Origin of the sequence: Archangium primigenium (assembly GCF_016904885.1) — a bacterium.
GTDB lineage: Bacteria > Myxococcota > Myxococcia > Myxococcales > Myxococcaceae > Cystobacter > Cystobacter primigenius.
On the sequence record NZ_JADWYI010000001.1, the window covers coordinates 8,483,302 to 8,501,068 of the forward strand.

The 17,767-nt window shown below is 70.6% G+C and carries 9 protein-coding genes; 8 read left to right on the forward strand and 1 reads right to left on the reverse strand.

Annotated elements, in window-relative coordinates:
* Nucleotide 1: 1 nt before the first annotated feature.
* Complete coding sequence (gene tssB / locus I3V78_RS34875; RefSeq protein ID WP_204494650.1) at nt 2-568, reverse strand: type VI secretion system contractile sheath small subunit; 567 nt, start codon at nt 566-568, stop codon at nt 2-4.
* A gap of 472 nt (nt 569-1,040) precedes the next feature.
* Between tssB and tssK the strand changes: the two genes are divergently transcribed.
* From tssK to I3V78_RS34915, 8 genes are all read left to right on the forward strand, one after another.
* Nucleotides 1,041-2,294, forward strand: coding sequence for a type VI secretion system baseplate subunit TssK (tssK, locus tag I3V78_RS34880; protein WP_204494652.1), 1,254 nt, complete (start codon nt 1,041-1,043; stop codon nt 2,292-2,294).
* Nucleotides 2,295-2,331: 37 nt separating this feature from the next.
* On the forward strand, nt 2,332-2,931 hold the full coding sequence (locus I3V78_RS34885; RefSeq protein ID WP_204494654.1) for a DUF2345 domain-containing protein: 600 nt from the start codon (nt 2,332-2,334) through the stop codon (nt 2,929-2,931).
* Between the two features lie 7 nt (nt 2,932-2,938).
* Nucleotides 2,939-3,580, forward strand: a complete 642-nt coding sequence (locus I3V78_RS34890) for a DotU family type IV/VI secretion system protein (RefSeq protein ID WP_204494656.1) — start codon at nt 2,939-2,941, stop codon at nt 3,578-3,580.
* 11 nt (nt 3,581-3,591) lie between these two features.
* Nucleotides 3,592-3,972, forward strand: coding sequence for a hypothetical protein (locus tag I3V78_RS34895; RefSeq protein ID WP_204494658.1), 381 nt, complete (start codon nt 3,592-3,594; stop codon nt 3,970-3,972).
* Nucleotides 3,972-7,628, forward strand: a complete 3,657-nt coding sequence (locus I3V78_RS34900) for a type VI secretion IcmF C-terminal domain-containing protein (RefSeq protein ID WP_204494660.1) — start codon at nt 3,972-3,974, stop codon at nt 7,626-7,628. Before I3V78_RS34895 ends, I3V78_RS34900 begins: the two co-directional genes overlap by 1 nt.
* A complete protein-coding gene (locus I3V78_RS34905; RefSeq protein ID WP_338023822.1) occupies nt 7,625-8,113 on the forward strand; it encodes a hypothetical protein in 489 nt (162 codons plus the stop codon). Before I3V78_RS34900 ends, I3V78_RS34905 begins: the two co-directional genes overlap by 4 nt.
* 39 nt (nt 8,114-8,152) lie before the next feature.
* Nucleotides 8,153-16,795 (forward strand): choice-of-anchor D domain-containing protein, encoded by an 8,643-nt coding sequence (locus tag I3V78_RS34910; protein ID WP_204494663.1) that lies wholly within the window; start codon nt 8,153-8,155, stop codon nt 16,793-16,795.
* 102 nt (nt 16,796-16,897) lie between these two features.
* Nucleotides 16,898-17,683 (forward strand): ROK family protein, encoded by a 786-nt coding sequence (locus tag I3V78_RS34915; RefSeq protein WP_204494665.1) that lies wholly within the window; start codon nt 16,898-16,900, stop codon nt 17,681-17,683.
* Nucleotides 17,684-17,767: the final 84 nt, after the last annotated feature.

Here is a 17,767-nt window from a genome sequence, read left to right on the forward strand (position 1 = left end):
CTCACTCCGCCGCCGGCTGGGAGGGCGACGCCGGGGGAGCATCACCCGCGGGGAGCTGGGGCTTGGGGAGGGCGAGGCCGTTGAAGTCCTGGAGATCGTTGCGCAGCGCGGCGACGGCCTCCGGGTTCTGCGCCAGCTCGCGCACCATGCGCCGGAACTCCTTGCGGTTGTCCAGGTTGCCCTGCATCTCGAGCAGGAGCTTGCGCAGCAGCAGCAGCGCGCGCACCTTGGGCATGTTCTTGGCGAGCTCCGCGGGCGTGAAGGACTTCATCGACGCGATGGGCAGGGTCACGTCCAGCTGCTCGGCGGTGCCCGGGTCGATCCGGTTCCGCACCTTGAACTGGAGCGTCATGTCCATGTCGCGCATCACCTGGTCCAGGTTCTTGCCGTCCAGGTTGCGGATCTGCCGCTGGTCCAGGTCCTTGCGCTGATCCGTGGAGGTGCCGCTGGAGAAGTCCCCCATCATCAACAGCCGAAGGGGCAGCGCCTTCTCCGTCCGCTCTCCGTTGACGGTGGTGCGATAGGTAAGGGTGATGCGTGACTTGGGAATGTCGTCGTTGATGGCCATGGGCGCCCCAATGAATGGCATTACGCGGATGCGGCGGGCCGCCACATCTCGGTCTTCACTGATAACCTAAAATTTTCGTCGGATGCAAGACACCCCCTGTCTAATTCTTGTCTTCGCCTTCCGGCGTCCGCGCGCCCACCAGACAGCGTCTCAATGGTCTGTCCGGACCCAGTCTCTACTTTCAGAGTCAGTCATACACAGACGGGCAACCCACTCGATAAATCAGCCCAGGCCGCCCCTCGGACGACCCGCGACTACCTTCAAAGTCAGTCATACAAAAACAAACAACCCACCAGACAAATCAAGCAACTTTTCCGCCCCTTGACGCCACCAGGGACGGTCTGTACCTTTCTTGACGATTCATTCTTCTTGGATTGGCGGAATCCCTCGCGGTTTCACGCACCAGGACGGAGCGGCGGGCGCACTGGCGGCCCCCGGCCCGGGGTGCATCCTGAAAGGCATTGAGAGAGCCATGGAGCCACACAAGCTCGCCCGCGTCCGTTGGCAGGTGGGGCAGACACTGCTGCCCGATCACTTCCGCGCGCAGGAGAGCGCCCTTCAGGGCGAGGCCCAGCGCTATGCCCGCCTCTCGGGACTGCCCCTGCTCGGCATCAGCGCGCTGGAGTTCAACCCGGTGCTGCTCGCCGAGGGGACGCTGGCGCTCTCGTCGTTGAGCGCGGTGCTGCCCGGAGGCCATCTGGTGGACGTGCCCGGCAACGCCACCGTGGCGCCCTTCTCCCTGGAGGAGACGGGCCGCTCGCAGCTCACCGTGTACCTGCACCTGTTGCGCGAGACGCGCGGCGCCGAGGGGCTGCCCTTGTACGCGGAGGATCCGCCCGACCTGGAGCGGGCCCTGAACGTGCTGGAGCTCTCGGCGGAGCCCACGGTGGACGGCATGGTGAGCTCGCTCATGCTCGCGGGGCTCGCGCGGGACGAGCACGGGCGGTGGAAGCTCGCGCGGGAGCTGCTGCCGCCCCTGTTGCAGGTGGGCCCGCACCCCTTCCTCGCCCCGCTGTTCGTCCAGCTCGACGGGCTCTTGGAGCAGGCCCACGGCCAGATGCGCACCTCCATCCGGGACGGCTACGTGCGCGGGGACCGGCTGTCCAACGCGCGGCGGGCCCTGTGCGCGGTGCGCCAGCTCCAGGCGCTGCGCGTGGACATGCGCCATGGCATCTACCCGTCCACCTACCGCCTCTTCGAGGCGCTGCGCGGGCTGTACTTCGAGACGTGCTGCTACCTGGAGGCGGAGCCCGAGGAGGAGCTGCCGCCGTATCTCCACGAGGAGCCGGGCCCCGGGCTGCTGCGGTGGATGGAGCTGCTCGAGCGCAGCTTCCGTCCCCAGACGAGCCAGCGCTCCTACCGGCCCTTCGAGTTCCGGGACGGGCGCTTCGTGCTCACGCCGCTGCCTCAGGACAAGCCCGCGCCCAACGACTTCTACCTCCTGGTGCGCCGCCACGAGCGGGACAAGCCCCGGGGCATGGAGGGCATCCGCCTGGCCAGCCCGCTGCGCCTGTCGGTGGTGCGGCGCCAGGCGCTCAAGGGCATCTCCTACCGGCACGTCGCCTACCCGTCCTTTCCCCACTCCTTCGACGCGGACATCGACTGGTACCAGCTCACGTGCGAGGGCGAGGAGTGGCACGCCGCGCTGCGCGAGGACGGCCTCTCCTTCTCCGACACGCCCGCGTTCGCCGGGGCGCAGGTCTTCCTATTCTGGCGGCGCGTCTGACACCGCGCGGGCCCCTTGAGGCGAGGAGTCAGACGTCATGGGCAAGCTCACCTGCACCCTCGAGATGGACCACGAGAAGGGCCTGACGCTGAAGGTCGAGGATCCCGACGGGAAGCTCTCCCAGACGATCACCTTCGACGGTCAGGCCATCACCCTCGAGGTGAAGAGCGACTCGGACACCAGCACCATCGTGCAGAAGGCGGACAGCATCACCATGAGCTGCAAGGCGTTCAGCGTGAAGGCCGACACCATCACCCTCGAGTCCAAGAAGGACTCGGCGTGGAAGAGCGAGCAGGTGCTCCAGCTGGAGAGCAAGAAGGACATGACGCTCACCAGCGGCGAGAAGCTCACGCAGCAGGCCAAGAAGGGCGCCTCGTTCTCCTCCGACGACACGATGGAGGTGAAGGCCGCCAAGGACTTCACGCTCGAGGGCATGAACGTCCAGCTCTCCGCCCCCTCGGGCGCGCTGGAGCTCAAGGCCAAGAGCCTCGCCATGAAGGGCACGGCCGAGGCGGCGCTGGAGGCGGCCACCGTCAAGGTGAGCGCCAAGGCCGAGCTGGCGCTCGAGTCCACGGGCCAGGCGAAGCTCAAGGGCACCATGACCACCGTGAGCGGCACCCCGGTCAGCCTGGGTTAGGGAGCGCATGAAACTCGAACACTGGCAGATCGTCTTCAAGGTGTACCGGCAGGCGCGGGGCCTGCTGGACCAGTGGCTTCCCGCCGAGCCGACCGGGAGCGCGGAGGCCCCCCAGCTCCTCGTGGGCTCCGCGGCGCTCCACCAGCTGCAGGCCCAGCTGCTCGGGGTCGTGGAGAACCTGCGCGCCGAGCTGGGCGCGCACTACCGCTCCGAGGAGGTGGAGGACGCGCTCATGCCCTTCATCTACCTGGTGGACGAGCTGGTGCTGCGGCGGCTCGCCGAGAGCGAGCAGACCGAGTGGCCGCTGTTGCAGTACCGGATGCTGGGCCAGGAGGGAGGCGGTGACCTCTTCTTCGAGCTGGCGGACCAGCGGCTGCACCAGCCGGGCACCCCGCCGCTGCTCTTCGAGCTGTTGCACTTCTGCCTCACCGCGGGCTTCACCGGCCGCTACCCCGGCAACACCGCCAAGCTGCGCGAGTACAAGCAGCGGCTGGCGGCCCGCATCGCCACCCCGGAGCCCGTGGCCGCCTCGGCCCCGGAGGCCCCCCGCGAGCGGCCGCTGCTCTACGCCTTCCCCGCCCGCTACTACGCCGTCACCGGCCTCGGCCTGTTGGGCCTGCAGGTGCTGCTGTGGTGGACGTCCAACTGAGCCGTACTTCCATGAAGGAAGCCCCCGTGATGACCCGGAGCGAGCGCGCCCCGATCCCCCCGAATCAGGCGCCCCTCACCACAGGGCCCGTGCCTCCACCGGCCCCGGGCCTCTCGGAGCCGACCGCGAGCCTGCTGTCCGCCCTGGAGCGGCACATCGACCGCGAGCTGGGCCCGCTGCGCGAGGGCGTGGAGCCGGCCCTGGCCGAGCTGCGCGAGTGCCTCGGCGCGCTCTACCCCGCCGCCGGCGGTCGGCATCCGCCGCCCGCACAGCAGGAGGAATACCGCGCCCGGGTCGCGGGGCTCATGGACTTCCTGGAGGACAACCTCGAGGCGCTGCAGCGCGCCGCCCGCGCGCGCCGCCTCCCTGACGCCTCCGGGAGGGGCGTGTAATGGAGACTCTCCGCAAGCTCGCGGCGCTCATTCCGGGGCCGTACAAGAAGTGGGTCGTCCTGGGGCTGGCGCTGCTCGCCATCCTGGTGCCGCTGGTGCTGTGGCTGCGCGCGCGGCGGCAGGCGGGCGCCACCGCCTCGGGCGCGCCCCCGCCCATGCCGGGCAACCGGCTGCGGCGCATCCGCCAGCGCTTCCTCGCGGCCCTGCCGCTGCGCCACCGCGTGGCCGTGAAGGACATGCCTGGCGCGGTGGTGCTCGGGCCCGCCGGCGGCGGCAAGTCCAAGCTCGTCGGCCTGGACGCGGACTGGCAGCGCCAGGCCCACCACTTCCTGCCCAGCCACACGAGCGACTCGCTCCTGCAGATCTACCTGGGGCCGGACACGGTGGTGCAGGAGGTGTCGGCGCCCCTGCTCGAGGACGACACCCCGCAGGCGCGCCGGGCCCTGCGGCGGCTGTGGAAGGACGCCTTCGGCCAGGGGCAGTCCGCGCTGGCCGTCGTCGTGCTGGACATGCGGTGGCTGTCGGACACCCCGCCCGACGAGGTCCGGCGCACCGCGCAGCTCTTGCGCGGCAAGCTCAACCTCCTGGCCGAGGTGCGCCGCGCGCCGGTGGAGACGCGCCTGTGCCTGACCCACCTGGACACGGTGGAGGGCTTCGAGGACTTCGCGCGGCTGCTGCAGGATCACCGGGTGCCGCTGTCCTTCGAGCTGCCCCCACGCGGGGAGGAGGGACGGCTGGCGTCGCTGCTGCAGGCGCAGGAGAAGTACCTCGCCCTGGGGCTGACGTCGCTGCCGGTGGAGGCCTTCGAGCGCCTGGAGCGCTTCTACTCCCAGGGCCACGCGCCCTTCGAGGCCCTGGCGCGCTTCGTCACCGCGCTGCTGGAGGGGGGCTCGCTCGCCTTCGCCCCCCGGCTGTCGCGGGTGTACCTGTCCTCGCTCACGTCGCGCGCGGCCGGGGTGCTCTCGGTCGCCAGCGAGGCGCACGATGCCCAGCGGCTGCGCCAGCGCTACCTGCGCACGCACCTGCAGCGCTGCGCGCTCCTGACCGCGGTGTGCGCCCTGCCCATGCTCGGCACCTACGCCCACTTCTCCTGGCGGCTCACCCAGGCCCAGGAGAAGGTGGGACGCTTCGAGGACACCGTGCAGCGCATGCGCGCCCAGGGCCAGGAGGTGTCCGGCAGCGTGGTGCAGGATCAGGTGCTCGCCGCCGGCCAGGCCATGGAGGAGATGGCGCGGGCCCGGAGCTACTGGCCCGTGCTGCCCTACAGCTTCACCGAGGCGCGCGACAAGCTGCGCCACCGGCTCACGCGCGGCATCCGGGAGGCCCACCTGCGCCCCGCCCTGGAGCGCTGCCACCAGCAGCCCCACGCGTGCCGCCCCGAGCAGGTCGTCTTCATGCTGGCCGCCCTGCACGCCTCGCGCGAGGAGCCGCTCGGCCAGTTCGTCCTCTCCAGCCTGCGCAACCGGCGCTCGTGGAGCTTCGTGGGCCAGGGGCAGCCCGCCGGGGCCGCGGCCGAGGCCGAGCCGCTCGAGTCCAAGCGCTCGTGGCTCACCGCCGTCTCCCTGGCGGAGTCCCTCGTCGGGGACTACGCGGTCATCAGCGACAAGCCCTGGCAGGCGACGGCGGAGGCCACCTGGGCCCACTGGCCCTTCCCGGAGCCCTTCACCTTCGACGGGCAGCTGGCGCCGTGGCAGGCCCACCTCAAGCACCTGCAGCAGTTCCTCACGGACCAGTCCGGCGAGCCGTGGCCGGCGGACCGGCTCAACGCGGAGCTGGAGACGATGCAGGAGGAGCGGCTGCGGCTGCAGGCCTGGCTGGACGACAGCGCCATCTTCGCCAGCCTGCCGCGCGCGCTCGACCTGCTCAAGGCCTCCGAGGCCCGCGTGGACATGAGCCGCTTCAAGGGCGTGTCCACCACGCTCCAGGCGGTGGAGTGGATGAACAAGAACCGCGAGGTGCTCACCGCGCTGCTGCACATGGAGGAGGAGATGTACGCGGGCCTCAAGGCCGCGCAGAAGATGAGCGTGGCGGAGCTGCTCGTGCGCGACGGGGTGTGGCAGCCGGGCGCCGCCACCAAGGGCCCCTTCCAGGTGACGGTGACGCTCGGCGCGCTCGAGTTCTCCCCGCGCAACAGCGCGCGCGACATGCACCAGGCCATCCTGCGCCACTACGCGCGCACGGGCCGCCTGCCCTTCGGCACCGCCCGGAGCGAGGAGCCGGGCTTCGGCGCATCCACCCTCGCCGAGGAGCGGCTCTCCTTCGACACCCGCATCCGGCCCCTGGTGGACGAGTTCACCCAGCGGCTCAAGAACGCCGAGCTGCCCGTGGAGGAGGCCTCCCAGCGCCAGGAGCAGGTGCGCCGGCAGGTGGATCAGTTCTCGCTGCGCTACCGCCAGCGCCTCTTCCAGCGCGCGAACACCTACCGCTTCAACGCGCTCACTCCCAGCCGGCTCTCCGAGGAGCTGTCCCGCCTCACCCAGCCCTCCTCGGAGCTGGTGGACATGTTGCGCGACGTGGCCAAGGGCGCCCACCTGGATCCGCTCGAGGGGCCCTACTACGAGTCGCTGCGCAACACCGTGGCGCCCTTCAAGCCCATCGTTCAGGTGATGAAGCCGGACGAGAGCGGCAACTACGCCCTGCTCAACCCCTACCGGGCCCTGGTGGCGCAGATGTCCGACGAGCTCGTGGCCCGCGGCGGTTCCCGCGCTCCGCCCGCCGCCGCCGAGCCCGCTCCGCCCGGCAAGCCCGGGGGCGGGGCCGCGCGGCTCACGGAGATGCTCACCCCGCTGGGCCGGATCGCCTTCTCGATGATGCTCGAGGAGGAGGGCTCCTACCTGCGCAAGGTGGATGCCTGGCTGGACGCGCAGGGCATCATCGGCGAGCTGCGCCAGCCCTTCCGTCAGCCCTTCCTCACCGTGCGGGATCTGGGTCAGCAGGAGGTCGAGCAGACCCTGCGCCAGCAGTGGGACACCACCTGGACCCGCATGCTGCGGCCCCTGCTGGACAACTACCCCTTCAACGCCCAGTCCACCCAGGAAGTGGAGCCGGGGGATCTGGAAATCCTCCGCCGGCAGGACGGCGTGCTCTGGTCCTTCGTGGACCGGGTGCTCAGCCCCGTGTGCGAGGAGCGAGGCACGGAGTGGGTGGTGCGCGGAGCGCTGCGTGACCAGCTCGTGCTGCCCGACAACCTGCTGCCCACGCTCTCGCGGCTCTCGCGGCTGTCGCGCGTGCTCTGGGACGCCGAGGGCCGCCCGCGCCCGCTCATGCTCCAGGTCATGCCCCTGCCCCTGCCGCCCGCGCCCACGCCCGGCAGCTTCGTCACCCTGGGCTCGCTCAAGTGCGGCAAGACCTCGGCCTTCGCCTACAACCAGAGCCCCGCCTGGCAGGGCTTCCCGCTGGAGTGGTGGGACCAGCAGACCGCCGCGCTGGTGCTGGAGGTGCGCTCGCCCGAGCAGCATGCCGTGCAGTACGGCTCGCTGGAGAAGACGCGCTCGGCCTGGAGCTGCTTCCGCCTGCTCGAGGCCTCCGTGGCCACCAAGGATCAGCAGCGCCTGTGGAGCCTGCTCGGGCGCAGCGGCAACACCCAACACACCCTGGAGGTCCGCTTCGGCCTCAAGGGCGAGCCCTGGACGCCGTTCCGGGAGGTCCCACAGTGAAGCCCTCGCGCCTGCTATTGAGCGCCCTCGCGCTGGTGCTGGCCGCCGCCTGCCAGCCGTCCACGATCCAGTTGCGCATCAAGGCCCCCCCTGGCACCAACCAGGGGCGCCCCCTGTACATGCTCGTGCGCAAGGTGGACGCGAAGCAGTACGCCGCCGAGTCCTACGCCGAGGTCTCGGTCCGCCTCGTCCAGGCCGACCCCAACCTCCTCCACTCGGAGATCATCTACCCGGGCACGGTGCGCCGGCTCGAGGTGAAGGTCCCCGGGGACTCGGACCTCGCCGTGTCGTTCCTCTTCACGGCGCCAGACGGCACCTGGCAGTCCTTCGTCGGCATGCCGCTGCCCCCCTCGCTCGATGTCGAGTTGAGCGAGGGCCGCATCCACACGGGACCGCCCCCCCCGACGACCGCGCCGTCCGACGCCAAGGCCGCCCCCCCCGCGGCCCCAGCGCCTCCCGCCCCCCCCGCGCCCGCCGCTTCCTGACATCCGCCCCTGCGCCCCCCCTGTCGCTCCGAGGTCCCGGTGAAACGCATTCCTTCCCTGTTCGTGCTGGCGTCGTGCCTGCTCGCGGCCTGCGGCCCCCCCTCCTCTTCGGGGAATGAGGCCTCTTTCGCGGTTCACGAGGCCGCCCTCGAGGTGAAGCTCGGCACGGGCCCGGCCCCGCTCATCGCGCCCGATGTGCCCAGCTTGAGCTTTCCCACCCAGCGGGTGTGCGGCACGGGCACCGAGCTGACGCTCACGGTGTTCAACGATGACGCCACGGACGCGCGCACCCTCCTCTTCACCGAGACCTCCGACCCGTTCGCCGTGACGGACATCCGGGATGAAGACGGCACGGCGCGGACCCTGCCCTTCAGCCTGGGGGCCCAGAAGCGGATGAGCTTCCGGGTGAAGTTCAATCCCCGGGCCCCCGCTTCCTTCAACGGCCAGCTCCAGATCTTCAGCGACGACTCCGTGAGGTCCACCCTCCGGATCGCCTTGTCGGGCACGGGCACCGGTCCGCATCTCGAACTGAACCCGACCTCGCTCGTCCTGAGCGGGTCCCCCGGCACGCAATCTGGTCCTCGTTCGGCGCTCCTGTTCTCGGCCGACGACGCGGGCACGGATGACGCGGGCACCCCGGCGGATGCCGGCACGGATGACGCCGGCACGGACGACGCGGGCACCCCGGCGGACGCCGGCACGGGCGATGGCGGAGTCGCGGACACCTCGTTCCGTCGCACGGTGACGCTGACGAACCGGGGCACGGAGCGGCTGACCTCGCTCGCCCTCAGCTCCGCCAGCCCCGCGTTCACCGCCTCGCTTTCGAAGACCGCGCTGGAGCCTGGGGAGAGCGCGAGCCTGGTGGTGACCTTCGCCCCGCCCGCGGCCTCCAGCGCCGCGTTCTTCACGGACACGCTGCTCATCACCAGCGACGATCCGTGCTCGCCGGCGCTCCAGCTTCCGCTCTCGGGCTTTCGCGCGGCCGGAGCGGCGCCCACGCTCAACCCCACCCAGCTCTCCTTCGCCGACCAGGACGTGGGCACGCTCAGCGCCACCCAGACCGTGACCCTCACCAACGAGGGCGCGGCCCAGCTCACCGTCGACTCCGTCTCGCTCCAGGGCGCATCGGATTCCGCCTCGCAGTTCATCGTGAGCCCCCAGAGCGGGTTCGTCCTTCAGCCGGGACACCAGCGCAGCCTGTCGGTGCGGTTCAACCCCACCACCGCCGGTGACAAGCTGGCCACGCTCCAGCTCATCCAGGGCGGCGCGGCGCTGACGCCCACGACGCAGCTCAGCGGCAAGGCCGTGCAGGCGCCCCTGCTCCAGCTCACGCCCCAGTCGCTCGTGTTCCCGAAGCAGCGCCCGGGAGCGGTGACGCAACAGACGGTCACCGTCGAGAACCCCGGCTCCGTGTCCCTCCAGTTCTCCGCCGCGCTCGCGCCCTCCACGCCCGCGGGCTTCGATTTCGAGCCCAAGGGCACCTTCACCCTCGCGCCCCATGCCACCCAGCAGGTGACCGTCACCCTGGCCCCCGCCAGCACCGCCGTCTCGGGGCCCGTGCTCGGCCAGCTCGCCTTCACCAGCCGTGACACCGTGACGTCCAGCACGCGTGAGACGCCCCTGCCCCTGCAAGGCGAGGTGGTGCGCACCCGCATCGTGCTCTCCACCGCGACGGTGTCGTTCGCCGACCAGGTCGTGGGTGCCACGCCCCAGATACGGGGGCTGGTCCTGCAAAACCCCACGGACCTGCCCATCAAGGTGTACGCCGTGGTTCCCGGCACGCTCGGGCCCTTCGCCCTCCAGAGCGGCGACCTGCCCGTGGACATCCCCGCCCATGGGGCCCACGGCCTCACCCTGTCCTTCGATCCGACCAGCCGTCAGCAGTGGGATGCCACCCTGCGCCTCACCAGCGACGCCACCGAGCCCATCGCGCCCGTGGCGCTCAGTGGCAAGGCCCTGGCCCCCGTGTTGAGCATCACCGACCCCGTGTCCCAGCTCCTGGACTTCGGTCCCCGGGCACCGGGCAGCGAGACCCCCCGGAGCGTGACCCTGAAGAACACGGGCGACGCGGACCTCGTCCTGACCCGGACCTCGCTCCTGGCGGACTTCCGGCTCCAGGGGCTCAGCCTGCCGCGCACCGTGGCGCCCAATGACACCGTCACGTTCCAGGTCGTCTTCGCCCCCACCAGCCTCGGGGACAAGACGGAGAGCCTCCAGTTCCATCTGGGCGGGTCCAGCACCCCGCTCGCCTCGCCGCAGCTCCCACTGCGCGGCAAGGGCTCCGGCGCCACTCCCGCGATGAGCCCCGCCCTGGTCGCCTTCGTCGACCAGGAGGTGGGCACGATCAGCGCCGCCCAGGGTGTGAGCATCACCAACTCGGGCGCTGCCCCGCTCATCGTCGACACCCTCGCCATCCAGGGGCCGTCGGACTCCGGCTCGCAGTTCACCGTGATCCCCACGACCGGCTTCGTGCTGGAGCCCGGGCACCAGCGCGACGTGTTGGTGAAGTTCAACCCCTCCACCGCCGGCGACAAGCAGGCCACGCTCCAACTCATCCACAACGGCACGGCCCTGGCCGCCAGCACCCGCCTCACGGGCAGGGGCGTGCAGGCGCCCCTGCTCCAGCTCACGCCGCAGTCGCTCGTGTTCGCGAAGCAGCGCCCGGGCCAGGTGGGGCAGCAGACCCTGACCCTCGAGAATCCCGGCTCCGTGTCCGTCCAGGTCACCGCCGCCCTGGATGCCTCCACCCCCGCGGGCTTCGACTTCGAGCCCAAGAGCACCTTCACCCTCGCGCCCCATGCCACCCAGCAGGTGACGGTCACCCTGGCCCCCGCCAGCGGCGCCGCCTCGGGACCGCTGCTCGGCCAGCTCACCGTGACCAGCCGTGACTCCACCTCCCCCATGTCCCGGCAGATTCCCGTGCCGCTGCGGGGCGAGGTGGTGCGCACCCGCGTCGAGCTCTCCACCCCGCTCCTGTCGTTCGCCGACCAGGTGGTGGGCAGCACGCCCCAGGCCCAGGAGCTCGTCCTGACCAACCCCACGGCGCTGCCCGTCCGGGTGTACGCCGTGGTTCCCGGCACGCTCGGGCCCTACGCCATCAAGAGCGGCGACCTGCCCGTGGACATCCCCGCCAACGACTCCCGAGGCATCACCGTCTCTTTCGACCCGACCAGCCGCCAGCAGTGGGAGGCCACCCTGCGCCTCACCAGTGACGCCACCGAGGCCATCGCGCCGGTGCGGCTCACCGGCAAGGCGCTCGCGCCGGTGGTGTCCATCACCGACCCCGTGTCGCTGGAGCTGGACTTCGACCTCCAGGCGCCGGGCAGCACGACCCGCCGGAGCGTGGCCCTGAAGAACACGGGTGATGCGGACCTCGTCCTGACCCGGACCTCGATCCTGGCGGACTTCCGGCTCCAGGGCCTCAACCCGCCGCGCACCCTGGTGCCCAACGAGACCGTCACGTTCGACGTCCTCTTCACCCCCACCAGCGTCGGGAACAAGATGGAGGAGCTCCAGTTCTACCTGGGCGCGTCCAGCACGCCCCTCCCGTCTCCGCGGCTCACCCTCCGGGGAAGAGCGGTCGGCGCCACCCCCGCGATGAGCCCCGCCCTGCTCGCCTTCGCCGACCAGGAGGTCGGCTCGGTCAGCACGCCCCAGACCGTGACCGTCAGCAACCAGGGCGCGGCGGCGCTCACCGTCGATTCGCTCTCCCTCCAGAGCACCGACACCACGGCCCAGTTCACCGTGAGCCCGAGCGGCGGCTTCGTCCTGGCGCCGTCGGAGCAGCGCGCCCTGTCCGTGCGCTTCAACCCCACCACCGCCGGTGACAAGCAGGCCCTGCTCCAGCTCGTCAGCAACGGCACGACCCTGACCCCCTCCACCCGGCTCACGGGCAAGGCCGTGTTGCCCCCCCTGCTCCAGCTCACGCCGCAGGCGCTCACGTTCCCCAAGCAGCGCCCGGGCGTGGTGGCGCAGCAGACGGTCACGGTCGAGAACCCCGGCTCCGTGTCCCTCCAGGTCACCGCCACGCTGAGCGCCTCCACCCCCGCGGCCTTCGACTTCGAGCCCAAGAGCACCTTCACCCTCGCGCCCCATGCCACCCAGCAGGTGACCGTCACCCTGGCGCCCGCGAGCAGTGCCTCCTCGGGCGTGCTCAACGGCCAGCTCACCTTGACCAGCCGCGACCTCGCGTCCTCCTCGACCCGGCAGGGCTTCGTGCCGCTGCAGGGCGAGGTGGTGCGCACGCGCGTCGAGCCCTCCACCACGACGGTGTCGTTCACCGACCAGGTGGTGGGCGGCACGCCCCAGGCCCAGGGACTCGTGCTGCGCAACCCCACCGCCCTGCCCGTCCGGGTGCACGCCGTGGCCGCCGGCACGCTCGGGCCCTACGCCATCAAGGCCGGGGACCTGCCCGTGGACATCCCCGCCCACGACACGAAGAGCATCACCCTCTTCTTCGACCCGGCCAGCCGCCAGCAGTGGGAGACCACGCTGCAGCTCACCAGTGACGCCACCGAGGCCATCGCGCCGGTGCGGCTCACCGGCAGGGCGCTCGCGCCGGTGCTGACCGTCACCGACCCCGTGTCCTCGAGCCTGGACTTCGGCCTCCATGCGCCGGGCAGCGAGACCCGCCAGAACGTCACGGTGAAGAACACGGGCGACGCGGACCTGGTCCTGACCCGGCACTCCACGCTGACGGACTTCAAGGTGGAGGGGCTCAACCCGCCGCGCACCCTGGTGCCCAACGACACCGTCACCTTCGAGGTGGTCTTCGCCCCCACGAGCGCGGGAAGCAAGGGCGAGACGCTCCAGTTCTACGTGGGCGCGTCCAGCACGCCCCTCACGACGCCGCGGCTCACCTTGAGCGGCAGGGCGGCCGGCGCCGTCCCGGCGATGACGCCCGCGCTGCTCGCCTTCGGCAACCAGGAGGTGGGCACGACCAGCGCGACCCAGACCGTGACCGTCAGCAACCAGGGCGCGGCGCCCCTCGTCGTCGACTCGCTCTCGCTCCAAAGCACCGACAGCACGGCCCAGTTCATCGTGAGCCCGAGCGGTGGCTTCATCCTGGCGCCGTCGGCGCAGCGTGTCCTGTCGGTGCGCTTCAACCCCACGTCCTTCGGAGACAAGCAGGCCACGCTCCAGCTCATCCGCGACGGCACGGCCCTGGCCACCACCACCCGCTTCACGGGCACGGGCGTGCAAGCCCCCCTGCTCCAGCTCACGCCCCACGCGCTCACGTTCCCCAAGCAGCGTCCAGGGGAGGTGACCCAGCAGACGGTCAGCATCGAGAACCCCGGCCTCGTGTCGTTGGATGTCACCGCCGCGGTGGCCGCGACGGGTGCGTCCACCGCCTTCGACTTCGAGCCCAAGGGCACCTTCACCCTCGGGCCCGGCGGCAAGCAGCAGATGACCGTCACGCTGAAGCCCGCCACCACCGCCGCCTCGGGGCTCCTGCTCGGGCAGCTCAACGTGACGGGACGTGATTCGCAGGCCAACACGTCGCGGCAGGCCACCCTGCCCTTGCAGGGCGAGGTGGTGCGCACGCGCGTCGAGCCCTCCACCACGACGGTGTCGTTCACCGACCAGGTGGTGGGCAGCACGCCCCAAGCCCAGGGGCTCGTGCTGCGCAACCCCACCGCCCTGCCCGTCCGGGTGTACACCGTGGCCGCCGGCACGCTCGGCCCCTACTCCGTCAAGGCCGGGGACCTGCCCGTGGACATCCCCGCCAACGACGCGAAGAGCATCACCCTCTACTTCGACCCGGTCAGCCGCCAGCCGTGGGAGACCACGCTGCGGCTCACCAGCGACGCCACCGAGGCCGTCGCGCCGGTGCGGCTCGTGGGCACGGCGCTCGCGCCCGTGTTGACCGTCATCGACCCCGTGGGACTGAACGTGGACTTCGGACCCCAGGCCCTGGGGACCGAGACGCCGCGGAGCGTGACGTTGAAGAACACGGGCGACGCGGAGCTCACCCTGGCGCGCACCTCCACGATGGAGAACTACAAGGTCCAGGGGCTCAACCCGCCGCGCACCGTGGCGCCCAACGCCACCGTCACGTTCGAAGTCGTCTTCGCGCCCACGAGCCTCGGCTTGAAGGAGGAGAGCCTCCAGTTCTACGTGGGGACGCCCGGCACGCTCTTGCCCTCTCCGCAGATCAAACTGAGTGGAACGGCCTCCGGCCCCTCCGCCACGGTCTCGGGGGACCTCGACTACAGGGCCCAGCGCATCAACGAGCCCACCTCCCGCAAGCTGCGCATCAGCAACGACCGGCTCGCCCCCGAGACGCTCGAGATCGTCAGCATCACCATCAAGGACAAGACCGTGGAGTTTTCCCTGGGCGGCTCCTACACGGGCCAGAAGGCGGGCCCGGGCGAGTTCCTCGACATCGAGGTCATCTTCCGCCCCACCATCGTGGACAGGACGTCCACGGACTCCCTGCGCATCGAGTACAAGGGAACCCTGACCGGGGTGCCCGTCACGCGGTTCGTTCCGCTCAGCGGTGTGGGCGCGACCGCGCTGCTGGACGTGGAGTCGATCCTGTCCTTCGGCGATGTGGAGCTCAATCAGGCCAAGAGCTTGAGCCTCACCCTCACCAACAAGGGCAAGTCTCCCTTGCGGCTCAACAGCCTCGAGGGACTCACGGGCAGCGCCTTCCTGCTGGGGCAGATCAACTGGCCTCGGGAAGTGCCGCCGGATGGCACGGAAGTCATCTCCATCACCTTCGCGCCCAACCGGCTGGATGCCGTCACCGCGGATCTCGTCATCGCGTCCAACGCGACGAGCAGCAACGTCACGGCGGGCAAGACGACCATCCGGCTGTCTGGCCGAGGCGCCGCCGCCAAGGCGCTCTTCGAGCCCACGACGCTCGTGGTGGAGAACACGCCCCTGGGACAGACGGGCCTGGGCAGGCTGCGGGTGTCCAACGTGGGCTCCTCGCCCCTGAGGATCAACAAGGTCAATCCCAGCCCCCACTTCCGGGTCCGCGCGCCCGCGGGGGACTGGCCCGTGGTCATCGACATCAAGGACAAGGATGCCACCCAGTACAAGTATTACGACTTCGTGATCGAGTTCCACCCGGATGCCTTGCCCAAGGTCTCGGAGACGCTCGTCTTTCCGAGCAATGACTCCCTCTTCCCCCTCACGTCGGTCACCGTCGAGGGCGCGGGCTCCAAGCCCAAGCTGGTCGTGGACTCGGTCCTGCTCTTCGACAAGGTGGCGCTCAACCCGGGAGGAACGGGCTACCAGGCCATGATCCGCAATCTCCAGGTGAAGAACGAGGGCACCGCGCCGCTCGTCATCCGCAGCCTCCAGCTCAGCAGCCACTTCTGCGTCAAATTGACCCTGAGTGGGGACTGCATCGAGCGGACGCTCCCCGACTTCGCGGGCATCACGCTGCTGCCCAACGAAGCGCAACTGCTCCAGGTGCAGGTGACGCCCACGAGCGAGAAGATGTCGGGCTCGCTCAGCCTCTCCACCAACGAGGAGTCGGCCGACGGCTTCACCAAGACCGTGGCCTTGCTCGTCGGCGTGGATGGGGTGTCCGTCCCCACCGAGACCGTGGAGTTCGGCACCTGTGACATGAACAAGCTGCCCACCACGCTCGTGGAGAAGGGCGTGGGCGTGACCAACACGGCGGAGGCCGAGGACTCCATCACCTCGGTCACCTTCTCGGAGGCGGACGCGCTCGACTTCTCCGTGGTGAACGTGACCGCCTCCACCCCGCTCAAGGTCCCGGGCCGGGGCGGCGTGGAGCTGAAGCTGGCCTTCAAGCCCCGGATTGGCGCGGCGGGCACGCGCACGGCCACGGCCCACCTCTACACGCGCACCGGAAAGAAGCTCGAGCTCAAGCTCAAGGGCGTGGCCACGGGACTGTTCTCCGGCTTCAAGGACTTCGCGTGGGAGGTGGACTTCGGCACCCAGCGCCTGTCCGAGCCGAAGCCGCCCGTGCGCTTCCCGCTGCACAACCAGCTCGACCGGTCCATCTTCGTCAAGCGCGTCTGGGTGGACGGCGCCCAGAAGGAGGACTTCACCGCCGCGGCGGATGGCGGTGGGACGTGCCGGACGGTGGGCACGACGCAGGAGATTGAAATCCGCATGGGCGAGACGTGCGAGCTGCTGCTCACCTACGCGGCCCGGCGCGTCACCCTGTCGTCGGCGGTGCTGGTGCTGGAGCTGGCCACGAGCACGAGCACCAGCGCGGAGCAGCCTCCGGCCGCCCGCGTCGCGCTCAAGGGCGAGATGGTCTCCAGCGTGCTGCTCGTGGATCCGATGGAGGTGGACTTCGGCTGGGTGGACCTGGGCCAGACGATCGAGCCCAGGGAGATCACCCTCACCAACCAGTCCCGCACGGGCACGCGGGTGCTCATCCCGGAGGTCACGCACCCCGAGCTCTTCACGGTGGAAGCGCTCGAGCCGGGCAAGGAGCTGCCGCCCGGGGGCACCACGCGGCTGCGCGTGACGTTCCACCCCAGCGCGGCGGGAGACAGCACGGGCGAGCTCCAGCTCCGGCTGCAGGGGGACAACGCGACGGACGTCACCGTCGGGCTGCGCGGGCAGGTGCGGGCCTTCGGCGGAGAAGGCGGCGGGAGCTACGGCTGCGGGGCCACGGGCGGCGGACACCTGGCCGGGGCCTGGCTGCTCCTGATGGCCCTGGGCCTGCGCTACCGGTCGCGGCGCGGCTGACCGAGCCTGTCGTCTCGCGCACAGGGAGCCCGGGCCGGTGAACAGTCTTCCCCCGCCCGCTCCCGCGCGGCCTAGAGTGGGGCCCTCACGTTGGAGCCCTGGATGCCCAAGCAAGCCGCGCCCAAGCAAGCCGTGCCCGTTCCGAGCCCCCGGAAGAAGACCCCTCGCGAGACCCGCGCCACCACGCCCCGCACCCTGGCCATCGACATCGGTGGCTCGGGCCTCAAGGCGCTCGTCCTCGGGCCGCAGGGCAAGGCGCTCGACGAGCGGCAGCGCGTGAAGACGCCCCGCCCCGCCACGCCCAAGGCCGTCCTGGCCGCGCTGCACGCGCTCATCAAGACCCTCGGCGACTTCGAGCGGGTGTCCGTGGGCTTTCCCGGCGTGGTGGACGACGGTGTCACTCGCACCGCGCCCAACCTGCACCCGGACTGGGCGGACTTCGACCTGGGCGCGGAGCTCCATAAGATGACGAACCGCCCGGTCCGCGTGCTCAACGACGCCGGCGTGCAGGGCTTTGGTGTCATCGAGGGCAAGGGCGTGGAGATGGTGCTCACCCTGGGCACCGGCATGGGCTGCGCCCTCTACGTGGACGGCAAGTACGTGCCCAACCTGGAGCTCGCCCACCACCCGTTCCACGGCAAGAAGACCTACGAGGACTACGTGGGCCAGGCCGCCCTGGAGCGCGTGGGCAAGAAGAAGTGGAGCAAGCACGTGCACAAGGTGCTCGAGCAGATCCAACCCATCTGGAACCCCCGGCGCATCTACCTGGGCGGCGGCAACGCGCGGCTCATCGACTTCGAGCTGCCCAAGAACGTGACCGTCACCGACAACGTGGCCGGCCTGCTCGGCGGCTTCGCGCTGTGGAAGGACGAGGCCGTCGACGAATGACGGCCAGGGCCTGACCGCTCGCCCGCCCTCCAGGCCGCCGACATGGGCACCCGGAGGGCCAGCACCCGGGAACATCCGTGCACA